Genomic DNA, 24,105 nt, shown 5'->3' on the forward strand with positions numbered 1-24,105 from the left:
TTACTCTTCCGTCTGGAGAGTATAGTTGGCAAAAGCGACAGATTTTATGATGGGCGGGGATTGCGCAGGCCGCTGCAGGTCGCAGCGGCCAGATTCAGATTTGGATGAGCGTGTTCTGGTACTTATCCAGCATCATCGCCAGTCGTTTTACCGGTTCCGTTACGCTGACAGGCGCCTCGTATTGGGCCAGTTTTTCCTGATAGACATCCAGCTCTTTCAGCAGACGCTCAAAGTAGTAACGCCGCTTGTCATCGCTGCTGGCGGAGATAACCCGGTCGGCGGTGTAACGCAGCTGCCGATGATAAGCAGAGAGATCGGCATTAACCGGCACTTCCGCATCGCGTAATCGCTGATGGCCGATGATCAGCGTCAGGGCGATGCGATATTTATTGATGTCGCCTGGGAACAGATTCAGGAGCAGAAACAGTTGCTGATAGAGCGCTGGCAGATGGTTTTCACGCCGACGCGCCTGATTGGTAGTCATGGCCGAGACGGCTGCATACATAAAGCGGTTCAGCAGTTTGCGACCGGTGCGCGCCTTTGATTTATCACGAATCAGCAGGATGACCATCATCGCCACAAAGCAGCCGATAACCTGGCCAAGCACGTTGTCGAGAAAGACGTTAAAACGGAACTGCATCGGGTTATCGAGAACCAGCACGTTGAGCGTGCCAATTAACGCCCCGAGCGTGCCGAGCTGACGCCGCTGAATAAAGATCCCACCGATAAAACCCAGCAGGCCGATTGCGATACAGAGCAGCAGTGCGCTCTGCTGCGTGCCGGGGAGAACATACATAAAGTAGAGTGCGCCCAACGGAACCGCAACGGTCATGCCGTAGAGAAAATCCTTCGCCATCATCAGCGGGTTGGGCATACGCATCGCCAGCGCGGTGATGACAGCCAGCATGACCATGCAGCCGCTGCCTGAAGTCCAGCCGGTATAGAGCCAGAACAGTGAACCCAGTGCGGTCGCAACAAAGGTACGGATTCCGTTGATCATCGCATGATGGGTTTCAGCGGAACGCGCCTGAATCACTACTTCACGCTGCAGAATCTCCTCTTCCAGCGAGGTGATTCGGCTGTTGCTTTTGATCCCTTTGAGCAACACCAGATATTCAGTAGCGGTGCCAACCCAGCTGGCCAGCGTGACCGGCGTTGTTTTGCCAGTGGCACCAATCACCCGCCGCATCACCTTCATCCGCTTATGCACCTCTTCAATGGTCGAGGCTGGCTTTTCAACCATCAACCGATACTGGGGCGGAATGTAATCAGGACGGGAATTCTGGATCAGAAAGGTTTCGGCAGCCTGCGTAATCAGCGTCAGCGACAGGGTATTGAGCATCTGCAAACGGCGGTTGCTGTTCTTCCAGCGTGACGATTCCATCATCAGCTGGCTGCGCATGCTGTTCAGTGCTGTGGTGCGGCGTACCAGGGCGCTCCAGGCTTTATCGACCTCTTCTTTGTCGCCATGAGCGACACAGAGCTGCAGCAGATGATAGTGGGCCACCAGCAGTGAATCGACTTCCGCGTCGATCACTTTTTTAATCGAACGGGGTGAGAAGATCATGTCGGCCAGAATGGCGCACAGAATACCGAGTACGATTTCACTGCAGCGTTCTACCGCATATTGTGGCACCAGAGTCAGACCACCGCTGGCATTGGCCGTCACCACAATAATTAGCGCGGTGTAACCTGCCAGTCCCAGCGCGTAGGAGTTTTCTACTTTGATCAGCGAAGAGAGCCAGACGCAGAGTCCTGCCCAGATGCAGCACAGCAGCAGCATCACGACAGGCGCACGAACGGTGGCAATCATGATAGTCAGCGCGGCGATACAGCCGATAAATGTCCCGATAATACGCAAAACACCGCGATAGCGCAGCGCCCCTGAATAGGGATCGCCACCTGCTGCAAACGCGGTACCGCCCGCCACGATCCCGGCAGTCATCACCGCCCAGCGTGGCGTTTCAAGGTTGAGATGAAAGCCGACCATCAGCGCTAACACCAGCGCAAAGGTGAGCTTTACCGGGAACCGCAGGAACTGAATCATATCGCCCTCTTAACCAAACTCACGCAGGCGATTAAACAGTCGCATCATCGGTGAAACATGCTCAGGCTGACGATCGGCCTGACCTGTAATGACCACCGTTGCCGTGGTTCCCGCCGGGAAGCGATTGCCGGGCTGCTGATCAAGCCGGATGCGGACCGGCACACGCTGCGCCAGACGAACCCATTCCAGGTTGGAATCTACCGTTGCCATCCCTTTGTTGTCGACTGAGCTGCTGCTGTTGGTCACACCCGCCGCCACGCTGTCAACGGTGCCACGCAACACAATGTTGCTGCCGAGTGGGGTCACTTCCGCACGGAAGCCCTTCTCCACGCCGTGCAGTTTGGTCTCTTCCAGGTAAGCCAGCACATAGAAAGAGTGCTGCTGCACCAGCGCCACCGCCACAGAACCACGGGTAATAAACTCGCCCTGGTAAACATTGAGGTTAGTGACCCAGCCGTCGGAAGGCGCTTTCACCGTGGTGCGCTCAAGGTCGATCGCGGCCAGATCGCGTGTCGCCACCGATTTTGCCAGCTGATGCTCACTGGTTTGCAGATCGTTGTTGGATTGCTCGATCGCCTCGCGGGACATCGCTGAGGTACCAAGCTGATTACGGCGTCCGGCTTCGCGACGTTTCTCACTCACCAGCGCCTGGTAATATTCAACATCCGCCTGTGCCTGATCGAGCGCTTTCTGATAGCGAGGCCGGTCAACCACAAACAGCGTATCGCCCTTCTTCACCAGCTGGTTGTCGTGTACCGGAACCTCGGTAATCAGGCCGGTAACGTCAGGCGAAATCGCCACCACGTCAGCAGCGAAACGCGCATCACGCGTCCAGGGTGATTCGGTATAGAACACCCAGGCGCGGAAGATGATTACCACGGCGATGATGACCAGCAGGATAGTGATCGCGTAGCGCGCGATTTTTCTTATGAGTGCTTTCACTTCAACCTCAGACTAATAAACGGGAGACAAGGTAAAACACACAGCAGTAAAGCGCTGTATTAAAAAGTGCCGGATGCCAGACAAGATCGTAGATACCGCTCGGCGTCAGCACACGTTTCACTAACCAGAACAGCATCAGTGAAATAATAAGTTCAATGAAAACGGGCGGAAAAGAGAGCCCAAACATGACAAATACCGGAAGCACACTCATCACAAATCCTTAGTTCGACCTTGCCGGGATACTTCGTTGCCTTTTCAGATGTTGCAGGAAAATCCTCTGGCAGCGCTATCCGAACCGCAGCTGGCTTAATAATAGCGTATCATCGAAGAGTATCAGGCAATGAAGAATCACCGGGAAATACCCCGGCGCGCTTATAATAACGCGCCTGACTATAAGTTTTCTACAGAATGTGATCTAAATCACTTTTAAGTCAGAGTAAACAATGGAACGACTGAAAGGCATGTCTGTCTTTGCCAGAGTAGTTGAACTGGGCTCGTTTACCGCTGCGGCGCGTCAGCTTCATCTGAGCGTCTCATCGATTAGCCAGATCGTCGCGAAACTGGAAGATGCATTGCAGGTTAAGCTGCTGAATCGCAGTACCCGCAGTATCGGGCTGACCGAAGCGGGTAAAATCTATTATCAGGGCTGCCGTCGTATGCTGGCGGAAGCGACGCAGGTGCATGAGCAGCTGTACGCGTTTAACAATACGCCGATTGGTGTACTGCGAATTGGCAGCTCCTCGACCATGGCACAGAACGTATTGGCCGGCATGACCAGCGATATGCTGCGGGAATATCCGGGACTGAGTGTGAATCTGGTCACCGGCGTTCCGGCTCCGGATCTGATTGCGGATGGTCTGGATCTGGTGATTCGGGTGGGTGCATTAAAAGACTCCAGCCTCTTTTCGCGTCGTCTTGGCGCGATGCCGATGGTGGTATGCGCCGCAAAAAGCTATCTGGCGCAGCACGGCACGCCGGAGAAGCCGGGTGACATTGATAATTTTTCCTGGCTGGAATATAGCGTTCGGCCCGACAATAATTTCGAGCTGATTGCGCCGGAAGGCTTGGTGACCCGCCTGGCACCGCAGGGACGTTTCGTGACCAATGATTCGCTGACGTTGATCCGCTGGCTGAAGTCGGGCAATGGTATCGCCTATGTGCCGATGATGTGGGTAATTGATGAGATCACCGCTGGCGAGATCGATATTCTTTTTCCGCAATATCAATCCGATCCGCGTCCGGTCTATGCGCTCTATACCGAGAAGGATAAGTTGCCGCTCAAGGTGCAGGTCTGTATCGATTATCTGACCGGCTATTTTGAACAGGTGGCCGAGCAGTATCAGCAGCACCGTAAAAGCTAACAACCCGCCAGGCGGCGGGTTGTTGGTGTCACATCAGGCGGTGCCGCCGATGGTCAGTTTGTCCAGCTTCAGGGTAGGCTGACCGACACCGACCGGCAGACTCTGGCCCTCTTTACCGCAGACGCCCACGCCTTTATCCAGCGCCAGGTCATTACCCACCATTGAGATCTGCTGCATTGCTTCAATGCCGGAGCCAATCAGCGTGGCGCCTTTAACCGGTTTGGTGATTTTGCCGTTCTCAATCAGATAAGCCTCTGAGGTTGAGAAGACAAATTTGCCGGAGGTGATATCCACCTGACCGCCACCAAAGTTCGGCGCATAGATGCCGTACTCAACGCTTTCAATTATATCCTGCGGCGATGATTTGCCTGCCAGCATATAGGTGTTAGTCATGCGCGGCATCGGCAGATGCGCATAGGATTCACGACGTCCGTTACCGGTCGGGCTGACGCCCATCAGGCGCGCGTTCAGCTTGTCCTGCATGTAGCCTTTCAGCACACCATTCTCAATTAGCATATTGTACTGACCGGGAACACCTTCATCATCCACCGCCAGTGAACCGCGCAGCCCTTCAAGGGTGCCGTCATCCACCACGGTACAGAGTTCAGACGCAACCTGCTGACCGATTTTACCGCTGAACACCGAGGTGCCACGGCGGTTGAAGTCACCTTCCAGACCGTGTCCCACCGCTTCATGCAGCAGTACGCCAGGCCAGCCCGCGCCCAGCACCACCGGCAATGCGCCAGCAGGTGCCGCCACGGCAGAGAGATTAACCAGCGCCATACGCACTGCTTCACGCGCCCAGGCGTCAGCGCGCACTTCGCCATTTTCATCTTCAAGGAAGAATGCATAACCGGTACGTGCACCGCCGCCGCTTGCGCCGCGTTCACGCTTGCCCTGATCTTCAACCTGAACGCTGATAGAGAGGCGAACCAGCGGACGAACGTCTGCCGCCAGCGTGCCGTCAGTGGCGGCAACCAGCACCTGCTCATAAACGCCGGTCAGGCTGGCATTCACTTCCTGTACACGCGGGTCAGCCGCACGGGCGACTTTATCAACGCGATGCAGCAGGGCAATTTTATCTTCACGCGTCAGGCTGCTCAGCGGATCGACCGCCGAATAGAGCGAACGGTTCATCACGGCAGAAAGGGTATGTGCCTTGCCATTTCCCTGCTCGCGGACGATGCTGCGCGCTGCTTCAGAAGAGAGACGCAGCGCATTCAATGTGATCTGGTCTGCATAGGCGAAGCCGGTTTTCTCACCACTGACCGCGCGCACGCCTACACCCTGATCGATATGGTATGAGCCATCTTTAATGATTTTGTCTTCCAGTACCCAGGATTCGTGAAAGCTGGACTGAAAATAGAGATCGGCATAATCCAGACGACGTTCTGAAAGCTGCCCTAACAGGGAAAATAGGTCCTGCTGATTAATGCCGTTAGCAGTCAGTAACTGCTCACTTACCAGGTTCAGAGTCATCGTTTCTCACTCATTATGTGCTCAGATAATCATAGCCTGCGGTAATTCCGGTACGGCGTCAAATTCACTTGTTGTCTGTTTCACGCGGTTTACGCAGCACTTCATTGATTTCCGGTTTATCCAGCGGGCCACTGATGTGATAACGCAGCAGCGATATCTTGTTCCACAGAGGTCCCAGAACTTTACTGGCGGCAAATACCGCCGCGCCAATCACCGGATTGATGGCGAAAGCAGTAGCCACACCGACCGAGGCGGATATTTCAGGGGCAACAACTGCTTCCATGTCAATCTGACGCTTCACCAGGTCGAGATTACCCTGCATCGCGATGTCCGCTTCCAGCCCATCCACCAGCAGGTTGTCAGTGCGCATCATGCCGTTTTCGATCCAGGCGGTGCCGTTAATCGAATCGAAATAGAACGAATTGGTAAAGGTGTCGCTGAAGTCGAAGCGCAGCTTGCGCAGTAGCGCATCAAAGCTCACCAGCCGCAGGATTTTCCCCGCTGTGCCGGTATTCACATCCGCAATCTGGCCTTTGCCAAAGTGGGTCTTCAGGGTACCGCTCAGCGTCTCTGCGGAGGGCTGCCAGGGCGCAGAGCGCCAGTGCAGGTCATAAGCAATATCAAATGGCGCATCGCGCAGCGGCGTGTTGACGCCAAACCAGTTGGTCGCATTATTAATATTCGGACCCTTGAGCGTGCCCTTTAGCGAGGTGCGCTGATCTTCCGGACGGTTGACCCACTCACCGTTGATTTTCAGCTGCGAACTGCCGGTATCCACTTTCCCGTTAGTAAGCGCTAACGTATCGCCTTTAGGTTGCAGCGTCGCGGATACCTGACCATATTTCTGACCCAGTACCCAGCATTCTTTACAGCGTAATTGCAGGGCGGGCCACTTGCTGAAGTTAATGTTTGTGGCTTGCTGAGGAGGCGCTTTGCCGCCTTTACCTGCATCGTTATCCCACTGAGGATTGTAGTAGAGGTAATCCAGGTTCACCTGCCACGGCGCTTTGGGCGCCATTGCCAGCGCACCACGCAGCTCTTTCGCATTGACGCTGACCTGGCTATTGCCGCCTGAACTCTGAGCCAGTGTTGCTTCAACCTCATGCCATTGCTGCCCGGCCAGCGTGACCGCAGGGCTGCGAAGAGTGATGTTACCCGGCAGCGTGACGCCACCCGTCTGGAAGTCTCTGCCGCCGCCTGACTCACGCGCGCCCGCAGAACCGCCGGCAGCCATCATCGCCATCCAGGCTTCGCCATCCAGCGCTGGCAGGTTCAGCACCATGCCGGGATGATCAGGCAGAGCAGGTGTTTTCCGGGCATCATTAAGCCAGATGCCGCGGTCAACACGCAATGTTGGCTCCAGCAACCAGCGGCTGTTAAACCGATGGTTTGCATCGACGCTTCCACTGAGATCGAAATGGTTAAGGTCGCCGCTGGCCTGAATGGCGACTGGCATCGCCTCACCGGCTTTCTTGTCGAGCGGCGAAGGTAAGTGACTACTTACTTCTTTGGCATTGCCGTTCAGCACTACGTCATAACGCGCCCCGCCATGATGGGGCAGCGTGAGATTAACATCACCCTGCCAGGGAAAATGCCCGCCCAGCTGTTTGCTGACGGCTGCCGGGACCTCGCTGATTTTCGCGGGTTGCCAGTCGCCCTGAAGTTTGACGTTAACGCCAAAGTTGTCCGGATTCTCTTTGGTGCTGAAACGGACGCCCATCGGCTGACCGAACCAGTTCGCCCGCAGATCCTCACTGGCCAGATTGCCGTTGTCGTAACGGAAGCGGCCTGAGAGGTTGTTGATCGTGGTTTTTAACGGTTTGATAAACAGCGAATTATTGTTCAGGTCGACATTGCCACGGGCATGTACCTGCTGACCATCCAGCGGAATATCCAGATTCAGGTGACCACCGACGCGGCCTTTGATTTCCAGCTGCTCCAGCGCTGCACCCAGTGAAGGTTTCAGCGGCGACTGGTCGAAATAGTCTGCGATCTGCTGGCCTTCACCACTGATATCGCCATCGATAATCAATTTTTCTTTCAGGTAGTCCGGGATCACCGCCGTGACGTTACGCGCGTCCACCTCGCCCAGTCGGGCGATTGGCGCTTTCATCCACAGACCGTCGTTCAGGAAGTTGAGGTCGATATCGAGATTGCTTAACGCCGGCCACTTGGGCTGAAACTCATAAGTCGCCTGGCGAAGCGGCACCCAGACCTGGAACATGCCATCATTGTGCTTGAACGGGAACAGCGCCGGGTTACCGGCAAACAGCAGCGTGGCGTTGTCCACCTTGCCACCCTTCACTGCCCCACTCAGATAGTGCGTCAGGCTGTTACCCATCAGCGGCACAGGGAAGTAGCGCCAGGCATCGCCCGCATCGGTAAGCCGGATACCGGCCAGAATATCCAGACGGGGTTCACCGCCACTATTCTGCTGGTAGCTGAAGTCGCCGCGCGCCCAGAGCGAGCGAGCTTCGAGGTCAAGATTTTCGCCTGCCAGCGTGAGGCCATGTTCATCATTCAGCCAGCGCATCGCACCAGTCACCCGCTTAATCTCTAACGGAGCCTGGAACATATCGCCATAGGGAACGGTCGCCGCGCCCATATCCACACTAACCTGACCATTGCTCAGGCTGCCGCGCGCTTCCCCGCTTAAATGGCTGATGCCGGGCAACAGTTTCCAGTGCTGCCAGCTGAAATCACGCCACTTCACCTGTACGCGGGTTTTTTCAGGCTGCTGTAAGGGAATATCCAGCGCCAGGCCATCGATGGTGCCCTGTGGCTGCAGCGTCTGCCAGTTTTCAAACAGCGCCGGAGAGAGCGGCGCAAACAGCGGAATGATCGGCGCAATATGACTCAGCACCAGCTGTGTGGCGCGAACCCGCACTTCCTGCTGACCATCCGGTCCCAGCATCTGCTTATCTTCAGGGCGCCATAACAGAGAGAAGTGACCGGCGGGCCAGGACTGGCCGTCGGTGCTGAGCCGGGTCTGCGGCACATTGACCACCCAGCCATTCTGGAAACGTGAGAGGTGCGCGGTCAGTCCATCGACCTCGATGCGATGTCGTCCGGTCTCACCCTGCCAACTGGCTCCGCCCTTGCGCAGCAGCAGATCACCGGCATAGATGTCGCCATCACGCAGGTTGACCCAGGCTGCCAGGCTGAAGCGGGCGCTGTCCAGACGGGTATTGTCGCGCACCCAACGGCCCAGCCACGGACGCATGTCGACGTCGTCGGCCTGCATCCAGATGCGGCCATCATTGAGTAAACCGTTGCTGTCGTTGAGATCGAGTCGTACCTGTACTACGCCGTGCTGGCCGGTAAAGCTCGACAGACTGACTTCGCCTTCGGCCCTGTGCCGGTTATCTTCATTGACCCAGGTGAGTCGCGGTATCGCCAGCTCAGCATGCTGGCCGGATGGGGTGCGGAAACGGATGGTGCTGTCACGCAGGTCGAAGTGGTCAAACTGCCGCAGGAAGAGTTCGTTAATCTGCGCCGGACGGAAGCTGTTTTTCTCTTTGTCGTTGTCGAGTAAAGGACGATTAGTGTCGAGATGCAGCTGCCAGAATGTCAGGTCGCGGAACTGCCAGCGCCAGTGAAGCAGGGATTGCCAGACGTCGAGCGCCAGATTGATGCGATTGATCGTGAGTTTGCCGCTCTCATGCAGATCGACGCTGAGATCGCGAACCTGCAGGGTTGGGCCAAAATTCTCCCATTTGCCCTCTAACTGGCTGGCGTTGACCGGCACTCCGCTGCGATCGGAGATGAATTGCAGAAGGTTGCTGCGATAGCTGTCGAGATGCGGCATCACCAGACGCAATCCGCTGACCAGCAGCGCGACAATCACGATGATTGCCGCGACCAGCAGTAACAAAACCCTCGGCAACTGCCTCACTCACGCCTCTCCTTGTGTTCCGTAAACGACGGATAGTTGGTTCTTATACCCGACCGTCTTCAGATAAAAGCGTTAAAACGCGCATTTTATCCCAAACAAGGGCGATTTTTCAGCCCGATATCCGAAGAAACCGGTGACGGGCTGGCGTTACATCATCACCACGTCGAACTGCTCCTGAGTGTAGAGCGCTTCGACATGAACTTTAACCTGCTTGCCGACAAAGATTTCTACTTCAGCCAGGGCATGAGACTCATCGGTTTTTAACGCCTCACCGACCGTCGGTGAAACATAGACCAGAAAACGGTCAGAATCATAGGCGTGGTGAACCCGGACAATCTCGCGCATGATTTCATAGCAGACCGTTTCAACCGTTTTTAGCGTGCCGCGCCCTTTGCAGACCGGGCAATCCTGACACAGTACGTGCTCAATGCTTTCACGGGTACGCTTACGCGTCATCTCCACCAGACCCAGCGCCGAGAAACCATTAATACCGGTTTTGACCCGATCTTTACTGAGCGCGCTTTCCAGCGAATGCAGCACGCGACGCCGATGATCTTCATTGCTCATATCGATGAAGTCGATGATGATGATGCCCCCCAGATTACGCAGTCGCAGCTGACGTGCAATCGCCTGAGTGGCCTCAACATTGGTATTAAAGATCGTCTCATCCAGATTGCGATGACCGACAAACGCACCGGTGTTGATATCAATGGTGGTCATCGCTTCGGTCTGATCGATGATCAGATATCCGCCTGACTTTAGTTCAACTTTGCGATCCAGCGAGCGCTGAATCTCATTTTCGACGTCAAACAGGTCGAAAATAGGCTGTTTGCCGTTGTAAAGCTCCAGCTTACCGGCCATTTCCGGGATGTATTCACCGGTAAATTCCACCAGCATATCGCAGGTCAGACGCGAGTCGACCCGGATACGATCCAGTGCGGCACCCGCAAAATCACGCAGAATACGCTGGGCCAGCGCCAGCTCGCCGTAGAGCAGGCAGCGGGTCTGGTTACGCTTTTTACGTTCGCTGACTTTGGTCCAGAGACGTTTGAGAAAAGCAGCGTCCTGCGCCAGCTCCTCTTCTCCGATCCCTTCTGCGGCGGTGCGGATAATAAAGCCACCGAGGTCGTCGCAGTAGTCAGCCACCACCGCTTTAAGCCGATCGCGCTCTTTCTCACTCTCGATACGCTGTGAGACACCGACGTGCGATGCGCCAGGCATAAAGACCAGGTAACGTGAAGGCAGGGTAATGTCCGTGGTCAGTCGGGCGCCTTTGGTGCCCAGCGGATCCTTGACAACCTGAACGACCAGATCCTGTCCCTGACGCACCAGCTCGGCGATATCGCGCACGATGAAGTTTTTCTTTTCGTCACCCGCCACACATTCAGTATGCGGCATGATGTCAGAAGCGTGCAGAAAGGCCGCTTTTTCCAGACCAATATCGACGAAGGCGGCCTGCATGCCGGGCAGAACACGGCTAACCCGCCCTTTGTAAATATTGCCAACAATGCCGCGCCGCGCTTCACGCTCAATATGTATTTCCTGAAGGATGCCGCCGTCGATATAGGCAACACGGGTTTCAGAAGGCGTGACGTTAACCAGTAATTCAGCCGTCATGTTGACCTCTTACAGCACGCAGTGACTGGAAGTGGCTGATCAGCTCCGCTGTCTCAACCAGAGGTAATCCGACCACTGCATGGTAGCTTCCATTAATTTTGCGGACAAAGTTTCCTCCCCTGCCCTGAATACCATATGCACCCGCTTTATCCATCGGTTCGCCGGTAGCGATATAGTCGTCGATGTCGGTCTCAGTTAAGGTGCGGAATGTCACATCAGTGGTCACGACGCAATCCAGCGCCTGCTGGTTGTCGGCCAGCGCCACCGCTGTCATTACCTGATGTGTATGACCGGAGAGTTTGCGCAGCATCGCGTGGGCGTGGGCGGCATCGCGTGGTTTTTCCAGCACTTCGCCATTCAGCACCACAATAGTATCTGCGCCCAGCACCGGCAGATCATGCAAGGCCAGTTTGACACCCGCCTGCGCTTTGTCATTCGCCAGACGGCGGACATAGCTCTCCGCCGCTTCATTCGGCTGACGTTGCTCTTCAACGTCAGTCACGATGCGCTCAAAGGTCAGGCCAAGTTGAGTTAACAGCTCACGGCGACGCGGTGAACCGGAAGCAAGATAGAGGGTTACCATAAATTTCCTTATTGAACAGCGAACTGACGACGAATTTTTCTCATTAATAAGAATAGCCAGGGCCAGAGAATACCGTCGACGACACTGCTCCAGAAAATTTCAGGTCGGAATGAAACGTTGATTACCAGGAATTCTGCCCAGAAGACAATCACATCCATCGCCAGTGACAGCACCATAACCATTAACGCTTGCTGCCACAACGCTAAGTTGCGGAATAACTGGAACTTAAAGGCAATCAGGTAGGCAATAATACTGAGCGCCAGTGCACGTACGCCAAGTGTGGAACCGGCGATCAGATCCATGATGGCACCCAGCACGAATCCGGTACCGACATTTACCCGATGCGGTAGTGCGAGCACCCAATAGATAAGGATCAGCAGAAGCCACGAGGGCCGGAACATATAAATTTCTTCCGGCCAGGGCATGATCTGCAGGACTAACGCAACCAGGAAAGAGAGCCAGATGACCCAACGTCCCTGGCTACGATATCGACTCAAGGCTGGCCCCCGCGTGAACGCGAGGTGCTGCTCTGTCCGCTACTGCTACTGGCTGACGGTGCAGGCGGTCCCATCTGAGCGGCAGGCGCTGGCGGGCCCATTTCACCGGCAGGCGGTAAGACCTGCGGCATCATCTGCATCAGACGCTCGTTCGCGACGCGGTGGACTTCATCCTGCGGCAGTGGCATATCACCATTGCGATCGGCACCCCAAAGCAGCAGCAGGTAACGCAGACGCTGCAGACCGGCGGTCGGATGCGCCTGAATCACCGTGTACGCGCGCTGGGTATCCACTTTCACAGAGGAGACCACGCCCACCGGATAGCCTTCAGGGAAACGACCACCAATACCAGAGGTCACCAGCACATCGCCGACACGAATATCCGTATTACCCGGCAGATGCTCAAGCTGGAGATCTTCAGTACAGCCGTTACCTGCGGCAATCACACGAATGTCATTACGCAGCACCTGAATCGGCAGGGCATGTGACGCATCACAGATCAGCAGAACGCGGCTGGTGAGTTGTCCGACGGCGATGACCTGACCCACCACACCTTTATCACTGATGACCGGCTGACCTTCATAGACACCGTTAACGCTGCCTTTGTCGATCACAACCTGGTCGGTGTAAGGATCGGTGCCGGTGGAGATCACCTGTGTCACCATCTTTTGCTCATCCTGACGCAGCGGTGAACCCAGCAGTTCACGCAGACGTGCGTTTTCCTGCTTATATTGCCCCAGCATTAGCAGGTTACTGTTTTTCAGGAAGAGTTCACGACGTAACGCTTTGTTTTCCAGCTCCAGTTGCTGACGCGACGCCAGCGACTCAGACACGCCATCCAGCAGCTGACGTGGCCCATTGGCCAGGAAGTAAAACGGGCTGACCGACGTATCCAGATAGTTGCGTATTTGGGTAAAAGAACCCACACGGCTGTCGGCAATGATGATGGCTATCGCCACAATTACCGCCAGAAAAAGACGCAACTGCAGGGAAGGCCCCCTGCTAAAAATCGGCTTCATATAATCTGCGTGATCCTCGACAACAGGAGAGGAAGCGACGGCAAAACACCGTGCTTCCCTGGGCTGAACGCACTGTACCGGCACAGATATCGCCGGTTCACATGCCACTGCCTCGCATGATCATTGCGCTCTCAGCCGGTTGAGGCAATTATTCTTCGCTGAACAAATCGCCGCCATGCATGTCGATCATTTCCAGCGCCTTACCGCCACCGCGAGCCACACAGGTCAGTGGATCTTCAGCAACCACAACAGGAATACCTGTCTCTTCCATCAGCAGGCGATCCAGGTTGCGCAGTAACGCACCCCCACCGGTCAGCACCATGCCGCGCTCTGAGATATCAGAAGCCAGCTCTGGCGGACACTGCTCAAGGGCAACCATCACCGCGCTAACGATGCCGGTTAACGGCTCCTGCAGCGCTTCCAGAATTTCGTTGGAGTTCAGCGTGAAGCCACGCGGTACACCTTCCGCCAGGTTACGGCCACGGACTTCAATTTCACGGACTTCGTCACCCGGATAGGCTGAACCGATCTCATGCTTGATACGTTCTGCAGTCGCTTCACCAATCAGTGAACCGTAGTTACGACGCACATAATTAATAATAGCTTCATCAAAGCGATCGCCACCAATACGTACAGATGAAGAGTAGACCACACCGTTAAGGGAGATCACGGCCACTTCTGTCGTACCGCCACCGATATCGACGACCATGGAACCGGTCGCTTCAGAAACAGGCAGGCCTGCACCAATGGCAGCAGCCATCGGCTCTTCAATCAGGAAGACTTCACGCGCGCCTGCGCCCTGAGCGGATTCACGAATCGCACGGCGTTCTACCTGCGTAGCCCCGACGGGTACGCAGACCAGCACTCGTGGGCTGGGACGCATAAAGCTGTTGCTGTGAACCTGCTTAATGAAGTGTTGCAGCATCTTTTCGGTCACGAAGAAGTCAGCGATAACGCCATCTTTCATCGGACGGATAGCTGCAATGTTGCCTGGCGTACGGCCGAGCATCTGTTTGGCTTCATGACCCACGGCCGCGACACTTTTCGGCGAACCGGCACGGTCCTGACGAATAGCAACCACGGAAGGCTCGTTCAGCACGATGCCCTGTCCTTTTACGTAAATCAGGGTATTCGCGGTACCCAGGTCAATGGACAAGTCGTTGGAAAACATGCCACGAAATTTTTTAAACATCTAAGGGATAATCCTGCAAGCTGGGGGCGGAAAATAAAATCCGCTTACTTTACCAACCACACGAAGCTGCCACAAGGCGCAAAAACGTTCTGCTTCGGTGAAAAAAGACGCCTGATTGCGTTTAAGTCATCTGAACCGGCAATCCGCAACGGCAGAATGGCGACCAGACGCCATCAGCACTGCATTTCATGCGATTTCCCTTCGCCCTGCCCGACATAAAATCTAACATTTCCGGCAGCAGACTTAGTGGTTCAGATGCGGCTAAACATTAAAAAAAACCGCAAATTTCCGTCAGTCCGACGGCAATTCATTAAATACGGTAACGTTGTGAATACTTCTTCACGTTACTGTTAACCGGAAGCGAAGGGGCAAAAAAATCGCCCTGCCCACCTGCGACACCCAGCGCGACTAATGTCTGCCACTCCGCTTTTGTGCGGACTCCGGTAGCAAACACCTGAATGCCTGTGCACTTACAGACTTCCAGCAGACTCTGCACGAACAGCTGATTTTCGGTCCGACGCTCAATGTTGCGCACCAGACCGGCATCAAGTTTGATTAGTTCCAGCGGTAACTGTCGTATATAGGCACTGCTGACCACAGTCAGACCAGCCTGATTTACCGCAACCCGACAGCCAAACGCTTTAAGAGCGCGGAATACTGGCGCTAAACGGTTGATGTGTTGACAAACATCTGCCTCGGCAAGTTCAAATAAAAATCGTTTTCTTTGTGATTTAGGGCACTGCAGAAGCATGTTTTGCAGCCAGAGTACAAATGAACGCTTCAGAAGCGAGGTCATTGTCACCGGGATGACCAGCGTCTCTTCCGGCCAGAGCTCAGAAAGTGCGGCAATCCGTGTCATCAGTTGGCGGTCCCAGGCATCCGCCATACCGAGTTGCTGAACCAGCGGCATGTACTCTGCCGCCAGCACCTCTTTGTCGCCATCGAAGATGCGGGTCAGCATCACCCGGTGCTGTACCTTACCCTCAATATTGACGGTGGGTTTATGGTAGAGCCGGGGACCGCCCCGGCTGAGCGTGTTCTCCAGCAGGGTTCGCCAGCGCACACTTCCCCGCCCGGCGTCCTGAGGATTTCCGGCACCATTGGTCCAGTTGTTGCCACCCAGCAGTGCTGCACGTCGGGTGGCCATTTCGGCATTGTCCATCACCTGCGGCACGGTCTGTCCGCTGTGCCAGGCGCTGATACCAATATGGATTAGATCATCGCGATTCACCATGCGCATCGGCGGCAGAGAATCGACGGCATTAATCAGCTGATCGGCAATGCTGTTTGCCTCTTTGAGGCTGCGATGCGGCAGCAACACGGCAAAATCGCTGCGGAAGTAGCGTGCCAGCAAGGCGCCGGGATAGCGCAGCACAAAGGTGGAGAGCATGTTGACGAAATTAAACAGATATTCCTCCACCAGCCCCGGCTCCAGCGAATCCTTCAGCGTGTCCAGATCGGGCAGGCGCACCATCATCACCACACCGTGAGTGCCGACATCCTCCTGATCCTCCAGCAAGGTGGCGAGCTGGTTATCAAAGAAGAGCCGGTTATTGAGGCCAGTGCGGCCATCCTGCGCGGCAAAGGTGCGGATCAGGGTGTCGATTCGCAGACGCTGTTCGCCCGCTGCCTGCAAATCCTCCAGCAACACATCCATCGCGCGGCTCGCCCTGGGTGGCCACTCATCCACACCCCGTTTCGGCACGACTCCACGCTCACCGTTGATAATCGCCTCTGCCCGAACTTCAAGGTGTTCCATGCCACGCCACTGACGACTGAGCCAGCGATGCATCATCAGCAACACCAGATTCATTACCAGCATGACGGTAAAAAGGATGCCCAGCGTGTAGGTTCCGGTGATGGACCGCAGCCAGGTTTTGGCAGGATCCAGGGTAACGACCCGCAGTTGCAAACCGGTCTGATGCATCAAAGGCACATCGACCTGGAGATAACGATTGGGCTCGTCTTCCAGCATCTGATTTTCGTGTCGGGAGAGGGTAAGGAAAGTCTGTCTGCCGTTGTGAAGGGAAATCTGCTCAGCATTCATGACCGGCATTATACGCGTGAGCCAGTTATGCAGCTCTGCCGGCGTCTCGGTAAACATCGCCTGATCGACCTCAGTCGCCAGTACCTGCGCCCGATGTTCAACCCGCTGATGACTGAACCAGAAAACACTGAATGCGCAGCCAGCCAGCATCAATGACATTGCCAGCAAGCTTAAAAAGGTAATAAACGCAGATAATTTTGTGGTTAATCGCATCCCTGTGCCTGTATTACTGCGGTGATAACCGGATCACCCAACCTTGTACCGTCAGCCTGACGAAAACACGAGCAAAATAGCATAATTTGCCGCTGCCGACAGCGCCCGGACTTATGAAGCCGAAGTATATCCCTGAGATATCATCGCTGACGCTGATCCCGGCACTTTTCGGTGCATTCTCATCGCACCGAGCAGCCAGGAAATTTCACATTTTCACGGCGAAACTGGCTGATATCAGCGATAGTCATCATGCTGGATGATGACATCCTGTCTGGAGAAGCCCAATGAAACGCATACCCTACCTGACCGAAGCCGACGTAACGCCGGAAAGCATCTTTAATATGAAGCGCCGCCAGGTGCTGAAAACGCTGGGACTGAGCGCTGCGGCGATGGGTATGCCGGGCGTGGCCAATGCCGATATTCTCAGCTGGTTCAAAGGCAACGACCGCCCACCCGCGCCAGCAGGCCGGGCGCTGGACTTTACCAAACCGGCGCAATATCAGGCCGATCTGACCTTAACGCCTGAGGATAAAGTCTCCGGCTATAACAACTTCTATGAGTTCGGACTGGATAAGGCCGATCCGGCTGCCAATGCGGGTACGTTAAAAACCGAACCCTGGAAACTGACCATTGATGGTGAAGTGGCTAAGCCCGTGACGCTGGATATGGATGACATCTTTAAACGGTTTGCCATGGAGCAGCGGATCTATCGCATGCGCTGCGTGGAAGCCTGGTCAATGGTGGTACCCTGGATAGGCTTTGAGCTGAATAAGCTTCTCTCGCTGGCGGAACCCACCAGCAAAGCGCGCTTTGTCGCCTTCCAGACGCTGTACGATCCGGAGCAGATGCCGGGGCAGAAGGATCGCTTTATTGGCGGCGGACTCAACTATCCCTATGTAGAAGGTCTGCGTATGGATGAAGCGATGCATCCGCTGACGATACTGACTACCGGCGTCTATGGTAAAGCGCTGCCGCCGCAGAATGGTGCGCCGATTCGTCTGACCGTGCCGTGGAAATATGGCTTCAAAGGCATTAAGTCGATCGTCAAAATCACGCTGACCGATAAACAGCCGCCAACCACCTGGAACCAGATTGCTGCCGACGAGTATGGCTTTTATGCCAATGTGAATCCGCACGTCAATCACCCACGCTGGTCGCAGGCGACAGAGCGGTTTATTGGCCCTGGCGGCACTCTTAAGGTTGAACGTCAGCCAACGCTGCTATTTAACGGCTATGCAGAACAGGTGGCGTCGCTCTACCGTGGCATGGATTTACGGGAGAATTACTAAGTGGTCCGCCTGTCGATAAAACAGATCACCTGGCTCAAGGTGATTCTGCATCTGGCGGCCCTGTTGCCGCTGGTTTATCTGATTCTTGCCGCGATGCAGGGTGGCCTGAGTGCGGATCCGGCAAAAGATATTCAGCACTTTACCGGCCGTATGGCGCTGAAACTGCTGCTGGGTACTCTGCTGGTCTCACCGCTGGCACGTTACGGCAGGCAGCCGCTTCTCATCCGCACCCGTCGTCTGCTCGGTGTCTGGACGTTTGTCTGGGCTTCCATTCATCTTCTGAGCTATTACCTGCTGGAGCTGGGTGCTGATAACCTGCGTCTGCTGGGCAGCGAGCTGATCTCCCGTCCCTATCTGACGCTGGGGATTATCAGCTGGCTGATATTACTGGCCCTGGCGGTAACCTCTTTCCAGCGCGCTCAGCGTAAGCTCGGTAAGCGCTGGCAAACCCTGCACAACGCGGTCTATCTTGTCGCGATCCTGGTGCCGATTCACTATATCTGGTCAGTGAAAATCCTGTCACCCCAGCCACTTATCTATGCACTACTTGCTGCGATACTGTTAGCCTGGCGTTACAAAAAATTTCTTAAATGGTGGCCCCGCTAGCGCTTCGCCCGTTGTTTTCTTCTGCTGTTTTCTGATAAAAGATGTGGCCCGCAGGCCACATCCGATCATCTTCGCAGATAAGACCAGTATTTTGCTGCGAAATGACACGAAACGGATATAATGCCCGGCTTTATTGCTCGTCGGGTCTTCTTTTTCATCCTGAAAGGTGACAAATCAAGATTCGCAAGGTATTTTACGCGATGCCTCAATGATTGCGGGAGATGGCAGCAAGATGGCGCATAAATTACATATTCTGCTTTTAAACGGGCCCAACCTTAACCTGTTGGGAATACGTGAACCTGAGAAGTATGGTCATACCACGCTGCGTCAGATCGTGGACGATTTGACGCGTCAGGCAGACCAGTTGAATGTGGAGTTGAGCCACCTGCAGACCAATGCTGAATTTCAGCTGATTGATCGCATTCATGAGGCCAAAGGCAATGTGGATTACATCATCATTAATCCTGCCGCGTTTACCCATACCAGTGTCGCACTACGTGATGCCCTGCTGGCGGTAGAAATACCGTTTATCGAGGTTCATCTCTCTAATGTGCATGCCCGCGAGCCCTTCCGCCATCACTCCTATCTTTCTGATGTTTCTGCTGGCGTGATCTGTGGGCTTGGCGCTGACGGCTACACATGGGCTTTACAAACGGCAGTAAAACGCCTGTCTCAATCTAATTAATCAAACTGAGTACGGAACCCCACTCATGGATATTCGTAAAATTAAAAAACTGATCGAACTGGTTGAAGAATCTGGCATTTCTGAGCTGGAAATCTCCGAAGGTGAAGAGTCCGTTCGCATCAGCCGTGCACCTGTAAATACAGGTTACCCGATGATGCAGCAGGCTTACGCTGCGCCAGCTCCACAGCCCGCTCTGGCGACAGCGGTTGCCCCTGTAGCAGCGGTTGCCGAAGCGGCACCGGCTGAGATCAGCGGTCACATCGTGCGTTCACCGATGGTAGGTACCTTCTACCGTACGCCGAGCCCGGATGCGAAAGCCTTTGTGGAAGTCGGCCAGAAAGTGAATGCTGGCGATACACTGTGCATCGTCGAAGCCATGAAAATGATGAACCAGATCGAAGCGGACAAATCAGGCGTGGTGAAAGCTATCCTGGTTGAAAGCGGTCAGCCGGTCGAATTTGACGAGCCACTGGTTATCATCGAGTAACGGGGCAGATCATGCTGGATAAAATTGTTATTGCTAACCGTGGTGAGATCGCACTGCGCATTCTGCGTGCCTGTAAAGAACTGGGCATCAAGACTGTCGCGGTACACTCAAGCGCGGATCGTGACCTGAAGCACGTGCTGCTGGCAGACGAAACCGTCTGCATCGGCCCGGCGCAGTCAGTTAAAAGTTACCTTAATATCCCGGCGCTGATCTCTGCTGCAGAGATCACCGGCGCGGTGGCGATTCACCCTGGCTACGGCTTCCTCTCTGAGAATGCCGATTTTGCTGAGCAGGTTGAACGCTCTGGTTTTATCTTCATCGGCCCGAAAGCAGATACCATTCGCCTGATGGGCGACAAGGTTTCAGCAATCAATGCGATGAAGAAAGCAGGCGTTCCGACCGTACCGGGTTCTGACGGTTCGCTGACTGATGATATGGAAAAAAACCGTGCCTTTGCTAAGCGCATTGGTTATCCGGTCATCATCAAAGCGTCTGGCGGCGGCGGCGGTCGTGGTATGCGCGTGGTGCGCGGCGACAAAGATTTGGAAGAATCCATCAACATGACGAAAGCGGAAGCCAAAGCGGCTTTCAACAACGACATGGTGTACATGGAGAAGTATCTGGAGAATCCGCGCCACATCGAGATTCAGGTACTGGCTGACGGTCAGGGCAACGCTATCTATCTGGGCGAACGTGACTGCTCCATGCAGCGTCGTCACCAGAAAGTTGTCGAAGAAGCGCCAGGCCCAGGCATCACCGAAGAGCAGCGTCGCTTTATCGGCAATCGCTGTTCCCAGGCCTGTATTGAAATTGGCTATCGCGGCGCAGGCACCTTTGAGTTCCTGTATGAAAACGGTGAGTTCTACTTCATTGAGATGAACACCCGTATTCAGGTAGAACACCCAGTGACCGAGATGATCACCGGTGTCGACCTGATCAAAGAGCAGCTGCGCATTGCTGCGGGCCAGCCTCTGTCGATCAAACAGGAAGATGTGATCATCCGCGGACACGCGGTCGAGTGCCGTATCAACGCCGAAGATCCGGTGACCTTCCTGCCAAGCCCGGGTAAAATCACCCGCTTCCACGCGCCTGGCGGTTTTGGCGTGCGCTGGGAGTCGCACATTTACTCAGGCTACACCGTGCCGCCTTATTATGATTCCATGATCGGTAAACTGATCACCTATGGCGAATCGCGCGACGTGGCTATCGCCCGCATGAAAAATGCGCTGGCGGAACTGATCATCGACGGTATCAAAACCAACGTTGAACTGCAGATGAAAATCATGTCCGATGAAAACTTCCAGCATGGTGGAACCAATATCCACTATCTGGAGAAAAAACTCGGCTTGCACGAGAAGTAATCGCAACGCTGAGTAGTCAGAGGCCGGTTAATCCGGCCTTTTTCTTTTGCCGCTGGCGTTAAGGTTGAATCATGGACGCTCGTTTTATACAGGCTCATAAAGAAGCGCGCTGGTCGCTCTATCTCACCCTGCTCTGGCTTGCTGCCTGGGGGCTTTCCGCCTGGCTGGGTGGCAGTGAAATTGGTATTACCGGCTTGCCGCACTGGTTTGAACTCTCCTGCCTGTTTGCTCCCCTGTTGTTCATTTTCCTGTGCTGGATGATGGTGCGTGTCATTTTCCGCGATATGCCGCTGGAGGATAAAAGTGAACAGTGAAATTATCCTGCCGTTGCTGATTTATCTGGTGGTGATTGCCGCACTGTCGGTATTTGCCGTCCGTAAAAGGCGTGAAGGCAGCTTCCTGACTGAATATTTCCTTGGCAGCCGCTCCATGGGCGGGTTTGTGCTGGCGATGACGCTCACTACCACCTATATCAGCGCCAGCTCGTTTATCGGTGGCCCCGGTGCCGCCTACAAATATGGGCTGGGATGGGTGTTGCTGGCGATGGTGCAGGTGCCCGCCGTCTGGCTCTCGCTGGGTGTGCTGGGGAAAAAGTTTGCCATTCTGGCGCGTAAGCATAATGCGGTGACGCTGAATGACATGCTCTATGCCCGTTATCAGAGCCCGCTGCTGATTTGGCTGGCGAGTCTGAGCCTGCTGATTGCCTTTATCGGTGCCATGACGGTACAGTTTATTGGCGGTGCGCGGCTGCTCGAAACTGCCGCAGGTATCCCCTATGACACCGGTCTGCTGATTTTTGGCGGCACTATCGCGCTCTACACCGCTTTCGGTGGATTCCGTGCCAGCGTGCTCAATGACGCGATGCAGGGCATCGTGATGCTGATTGGCACCTTTCTGCTGCTGTTCGCGGTGATTCATCAGGCTGGCGGCCTGAGCACAGCTGTGCAGAAACTGCATGACATTGACCCTGCCTTGCTGTCGCCTCAGGGGCCGGGCGAGATTATTACGCCGACCTTCCTCAGTTCGTTTGTCGTACTGGTCTGCTTTGGGGTAATAGGCTTGCCACATACTGCGGTGCGCTGCATCTCCTATAAAGACAGCAAAGCCGTTCATCGGGCCATCATTCTGGGCACCATCGTGGTGGTGTTTCTGATGCTGGGCATGCATCTGGCCGGAGCGCTGGGCCGGGCGATACTACCGAATCTGACCGTGCCGGATAGCGTTATTCCGACCCTGATGATTACTGTTCTGCCACCGTTAGCTGCCGGACTGTTCCTGGCGGCCCCGATGGCCGCGATTATGTCGACCATCAATGCCCAGCTGTTACAGGCTTCGGCTACGCTAATCAAAGATCTCTATCTGCGAGTCGCCCCGCAACAGCTGGAAAATGAGACGCGACTGCGGCTGTTATCTGGGACCATTACCTTCGCACTGGGTATCCTGCTGCTGATTGCGGCATGGAATCCGCCCGATATGATTATCTGGCTCAACCTGCTGGCATTTGGCGGCCTTGAGGCGGTTTTCCTCTGGCCGCTGGTACTGGGCCTCTACTGGGAACGCGCCAATGCCGCAGGGGCCATCACCGGCATGGTGGTGGGTGGAGGCTGCTACGCTTTTATGGCGAGCCTTAACCTGCAGATTCTGGGTTTTCACCCCATCGTGCCCTCACTGCTTTTGAGCCTGCTGGCATTTTTAGTAGGCAACCTGTTTGGACGCGCGCCGCAAGCGGTCGACGCGCCGCAACACTGACGGAAAGAAAGAGAGACGTTATGCCGTGGATTCAAATCAAAATTAACAGCTCAGGTGCACATGCGGAGACGCTGAGCGATGCGCTAACGGACATCGGTGCGGTTTCAGTGACCTTTCAGGATACCAACGACACGCCGGTGTATGAGCCGCTGCCAGGTGAAACTCGCCTGTGGGGCGATACCGATGTCATCGGCCTGTTCGATGCAGAAACTGACATGGCCGTCATTACCGCCGAACTGGAGCAGCATCCGCTGCTGGGCGTTGGTTTTCGTCACCGGATCGAACAGATCGAAGATAAAGACTGGGAGCGCGAATGGATGGAAAACTTCCACCCGATGCGCTTCGGTGAGCGTCTCTGGATCTGTCCGAGCTGGCGTGATGTGCCGGAGCCCGATGCCGTCAACGTGATGCTTGATCCGGGCCTGGCGTTTGGAACCGGCACCCATCCCACCACCTCACTCTGCCTCACCTGGCTCGACGGGCTGGATCTGGAAGGCAAAACGGTGATCGATTTCGGCTGTGGCTCGGGGATTCTGGCGATCGCCGCGCTTAAACTCGGCGCATCGCAGGCGATCGGCATTGATATCGATCCGCAGGCCATTCAGGCCAGCCGGGATAATGCTGAGCGCAATGGTGTCTCCGATCGCCTGTCGCTCTACCTGCCCCACCAGCAACCGGACAATCTGCAGGCTGATGTGGTGGTTGCTAATATTCTGGCCGGTCCGCTTCGTGAACTGGCTCCTCTGATCAGCGTACTGCCAAAGTCTGGTGGTCACCTGGGCCTTTCCGGTGTGTTAGAGAGCCAGGCGGAGAGCGTCTGCGAAGCGTATGCCAGCGAGTTCACACTCGACCCGGTGGCGGTTAAAGAGGAGTGGTGCCGGATTACCGGGATTAAATCCTGAATTTAGCGCCTGCCTGCCCTTCTGATATCGCTCTCGCCGGTACAAAGTGCCTTCACAGAACATTAAGCCAGCCCGTAGCGTAAGCTGCGGGCTTTCACGATATGAAATGGATGCTTGTATCGTTAATCACGGCA

20 protein-coding genes are annotated in these 24,105 nt (G+C 55.1%); 9 read left to right on the forward strand and 11 right to left on the reverse strand.

The genetic code is table 11. The features are described 5' to 3' along the window. Positions 1-94: 94 nt before the first annotated feature. Genes aaeB through aaeX form a run of 3 tightly spaced genes read right to left on the reverse strand, consistent with a single transcriptional unit; the run spans position 95 to position 3,200 of the window. Positions 95-2,047 (reverse strand): p-hydroxybenzoic acid efflux pump subunit AaeB, encoded by a 1,953-nt coding sequence (aaeB, locus tag AC2LB6_RS20590; protein WP_490094930.1) that lies wholly within the window; start codon positions 2,045-2,047, stop codon positions 95-97. A 9-nt stretch (positions 2,048-2,056) separates the two neighbouring features. Continuing rightward, positions 2,057-2,989, reverse strand: coding sequence for a p-hydroxybenzoic acid efflux pump subunit AaeA (gene aaeA, locus AC2LB6_RS20595; RefSeq protein ID WP_490094931.1), 933 nt, complete (start codon positions 2,987-2,989; stop codon positions 2,057-2,059). Positions 2,990-2,996: 7 nt separating this feature from the next. Continuing rightward, positions 2,997-3,200, reverse strand: a complete 204-nt coding sequence (gene aaeX / locus AC2LB6_RS20600; RefSeq protein ID WP_003855277.1) for a p-hydroxybenzoic acid efflux pump operon protein AaeX — start codon at positions 3,198-3,200, stop codon at positions 2,997-2,999. 232 nt (positions 3,201-3,432) lie between these two features. On the opposite strand from aaeX, the gene aaeR reads away from it, so the two are divergent. Continuing rightward, on the forward strand, positions 3,433-4,350 hold the full coding sequence (gene aaeR / locus AC2LB6_RS20605) for an HTH-type transcriptional activator AaeR (protein ID WP_031592720.1): 918 nt from the start codon (positions 3,433-3,435) through the stop codon (positions 4,348-4,350). A 33-nt stretch (positions 4,351-4,383) separates the two neighbouring features. On the opposite strand, the gene tldD is transcribed toward aaeR, so the two are convergent. From tldD to csrD, 8 genes are all read right to left on the reverse strand, one after another. Further along, on the reverse strand, positions 4,384-5,829 hold the full coding sequence (tldD, locus tag AC2LB6_RS20610; protein ID WP_136196652.1) for a metalloprotease TldD: 1,446 nt from the start codon (positions 5,827-5,829) through the stop codon (positions 4,384-4,386). Positions 5,830-5,893: 64 nt separating this feature from the next. Beyond that, the gene (gene yhdP / locus AC2LB6_RS20615) at positions 5,894-9,724 is read right to left on the reverse strand and encodes an AsmA2 domain-containing protein YhdP (RefSeq protein ID WP_490094932.1); all 3,831 of its coding nucleotides are present in this window, start codon (positions 9,722-9,724) and stop codon (positions 5,894-5,896) included. A gap of 147 nt (positions 9,725-9,871) precedes the next feature. Further along, a complete protein-coding gene (gene rng / locus AC2LB6_RS20620; protein WP_003855268.1) occupies positions 9,872-11,341 on the reverse strand; it encodes a ribonuclease G in 1,470 nt (489 codons plus the stop codon). Beyond that, positions 11,331-11,924, reverse strand: a complete 594-nt coding sequence (locus tag AC2LB6_RS20625; RefSeq protein ID WP_490094933.1) for a Maf family protein — start codon at positions 11,922-11,924, stop codon at positions 11,331-11,333. Before AC2LB6_RS20625 ends, rng begins: the two co-directional genes overlap by 11 nt. Positions 11,925-11,932: 8 nt before the next feature. Further along, on the reverse strand, positions 11,933-12,421 hold the full coding sequence (mreD, locus tag AC2LB6_RS20630) for a rod shape-determining protein MreD (protein WP_090966267.1): 489 nt from the start codon (positions 12,419-12,421) through the stop codon (positions 11,933-11,935). Further along, a complete protein-coding gene (gene mreC / locus AC2LB6_RS20635) occupies positions 12,418-13,440 on the reverse strand; it encodes a rod shape-determining protein MreC (RefSeq protein WP_090966270.1) in 1,023 nt (340 codons plus the stop codon). The genes mreD and mreC overlap by 4 nt, the downstream gene beginning before the upstream one ends. Positions 13,441-13,588: 148 nt before the next feature. Then, positions 13,589-14,632 carry a rod shape-determining protein MreB gene (gene mreB, locus AC2LB6_RS20640; RefSeq protein ID WP_004385136.1) on the reverse strand — a complete coding sequence of 348 codons (1,044 nt, stop codon included), beginning with the start codon at positions 14,630-14,632 and terminating at the stop codon, positions 13,589-13,591. Positions 14,633-14,942: 310 nt separating this feature from the next. Continuing rightward, positions 14,943-16,892 carry an RNase E specificity factor CsrD gene (gene csrD, locus AC2LB6_RS20645; RefSeq protein WP_490094934.1) on the reverse strand — a complete coding sequence of 650 codons (1,950 nt, stop codon included), beginning with the start codon at positions 16,890-16,892 and terminating at the stop codon, positions 14,943-14,945. Between the two features lie 284 nt (positions 16,893-17,176). Here csrD and msrP point away from each other — a divergent pair, with 284 nt between their 5' ends. The 8 genes from msrP to prmA all read left to right on the forward strand — a co-directional run bounded on the left by msrP (position 17,177) and on the right by prmA (position 23,971). Next, positions 17,177-18,181 (forward strand): protein-methionine-sulfoxide reductase catalytic subunit MsrP, encoded by a 1,005-nt coding sequence (gene msrP / locus AC2LB6_RS20650; protein WP_136196656.1) that lies wholly within the window; start codon positions 17,177-17,179, stop codon positions 18,179-18,181. After that, positions 18,182-18,787 (forward strand): protein-methionine-sulfoxide reductase heme-binding subunit MsrQ, encoded by a 606-nt coding sequence (msrQ, locus tag AC2LB6_RS20655; RefSeq protein ID WP_283546960.1) that lies wholly within the window; start codon positions 18,182-18,184, stop codon positions 18,785-18,787. 232 nt (positions 18,788-19,019) lie between these two features. Next, positions 19,020-19,472 (forward strand): type II 3-dehydroquinate dehydratase, encoded by a 453-nt coding sequence (aroQ, locus tag AC2LB6_RS20660; protein WP_490094940.1) that lies wholly within the window; start codon positions 19,020-19,022, stop codon positions 19,470-19,472. Between the two features lie 25 nt (positions 19,473-19,497). Beyond that, positions 19,498-19,959: an acetyl-CoA carboxylase biotin carboxyl carrier protein gene (gene accB, locus AC2LB6_RS20665; RefSeq protein WP_090966277.1), complete on the forward strand. Its 462-nt coding sequence runs from the start codon at positions 19,498-19,500 to the stop codon at positions 19,957-19,959. A gap of 11 nt (positions 19,960-19,970) precedes the next feature. Then, positions 19,971-21,320, forward strand: a complete 1,350-nt coding sequence (gene accC, locus AC2LB6_RS20670) for an acetyl-CoA carboxylase biotin carboxylase subunit (RefSeq protein ID WP_136196658.1) — start codon at positions 19,971-19,973, stop codon at positions 21,318-21,320. Between the two features lie 71 nt (positions 21,321-21,391). Then, positions 21,392-21,634 carry a YhdT family protein gene (locus AC2LB6_RS20675; protein WP_490094935.1) on the forward strand — a complete coding sequence of 81 codons (243 nt, stop codon included), beginning with the start codon at positions 21,392-21,394 and terminating at the stop codon, positions 21,632-21,634. Next, positions 21,624-23,069, forward strand: a complete 1,446-nt coding sequence (panF, locus tag AC2LB6_RS20680; RefSeq protein ID WP_490094936.1) for a sodium/pantothenate symporter — start codon at positions 21,624-21,626, stop codon at positions 23,067-23,069. The genes AC2LB6_RS20675 and panF overlap by 11 nt, the downstream gene beginning before the upstream one ends. Positions 23,070-23,089: 20 nt before the next feature. Beyond that, entirely contained in the window at positions 23,090-23,971 is an 882-nt protein-coding gene (gene prmA, locus AC2LB6_RS20685; RefSeq protein ID WP_490094937.1) for a 50S ribosomal protein L11 methyltransferase, read from the forward strand. Positions 23,972-24,105 lie beyond the last annotated feature (134 nt).

Source organism: Pantoea sp. RCC30.1 (assembly GCF_058148845.1).

Coding starts and splice junctions, on each gene's coding strand:
- aaeB (WP_490094930.1), bottom strand. CDS start 2,047: ATGATTCAGTTCCTGCGGTTCCCGGTAAAGCTCACCTTTGCGCTGGTG.
- aaeX (WP_003855277.1), bottom strand. CDS start 3,200: ATGAGTGTGCTTCCGGTATTTGTCATGTTTGGGCTCTCTTTTCCGCCC.
- aaeR (WP_031592720.1), top strand. CDS start 3,433: ATGGAACGACTGAAAGGCATGTCTGTCTTTGCCAGAGTAGTTGAACTG.
- tldD (WP_136196652.1), bottom strand. CDS start 5,829: ATGACTCTGAACCTGGTAAGTGAGCAGTTACTGACTGCTAACGGCATT.
- rng (WP_003855268.1), bottom strand. CDS start 11,341: ATGACGGCTGAATTACTGGTTAACGTCACGCCTTCTGAAACCCGTGTT.
- AC2LB6_RS20625 (WP_490094933.1), bottom strand. CDS start 11,924: ATGGTAACCCTCTATCTTGCTTCCGGTTCACCGCGTCGCCGTGAGCTG.
- mreC (WP_090966270.1), bottom strand. CDS start 13,440: ATGAAGCCGATTTTTAGCAGGGGGCCTTCCCTGCAGTTGCGTCTTTTT.
- mreB (WP_004385136.1), bottom strand. CDS start 14,632: ATGTTTAAAAAATTTCGTGGCATGTTTTCCAACGACTTGTCCATTGAC.
- csrD (WP_490094934.1), bottom strand. CDS start 16,892: ATGCGATTAACCACAAAATTATCTGCGTTTATTACCTTTTTAAGCTTG.
- msrP (WP_136196656.1), top strand. CDS start 17,177: ATGAAACGCATACCCTACCTGACCGAAGCCGACGTAACGCCGGAAAGC.
- aroQ (WP_490094940.1), top strand. CDS start 19,020: ATGGCGCATAAATTACATATTCTGCTTTTAAACGGGCCCAACCTTAAC.
- accB (WP_090966277.1), top strand. CDS start 19,498: ATGGATATTCGTAAAATTAAAAAACTGATCGAACTGGTTGAAGAATCT.
- accC (WP_136196658.1), top strand. CDS start 19,971: ATGCTGGATAAAATTGTTATTGCTAACCGTGGTGAGATCGCACTGCGC.
- AC2LB6_RS20675 (WP_490094935.1), top strand. CDS start 21,392: ATGGACGCTCGTTTTATACAGGCTCATAAAGAAGCGCGCTGGTCGCTC.
- prmA (WP_490094937.1), top strand. CDS start 23,090: ATGCCGTGGATTCAAATCAAAATTAACAGCTCAGGTGCACATGCGGAG.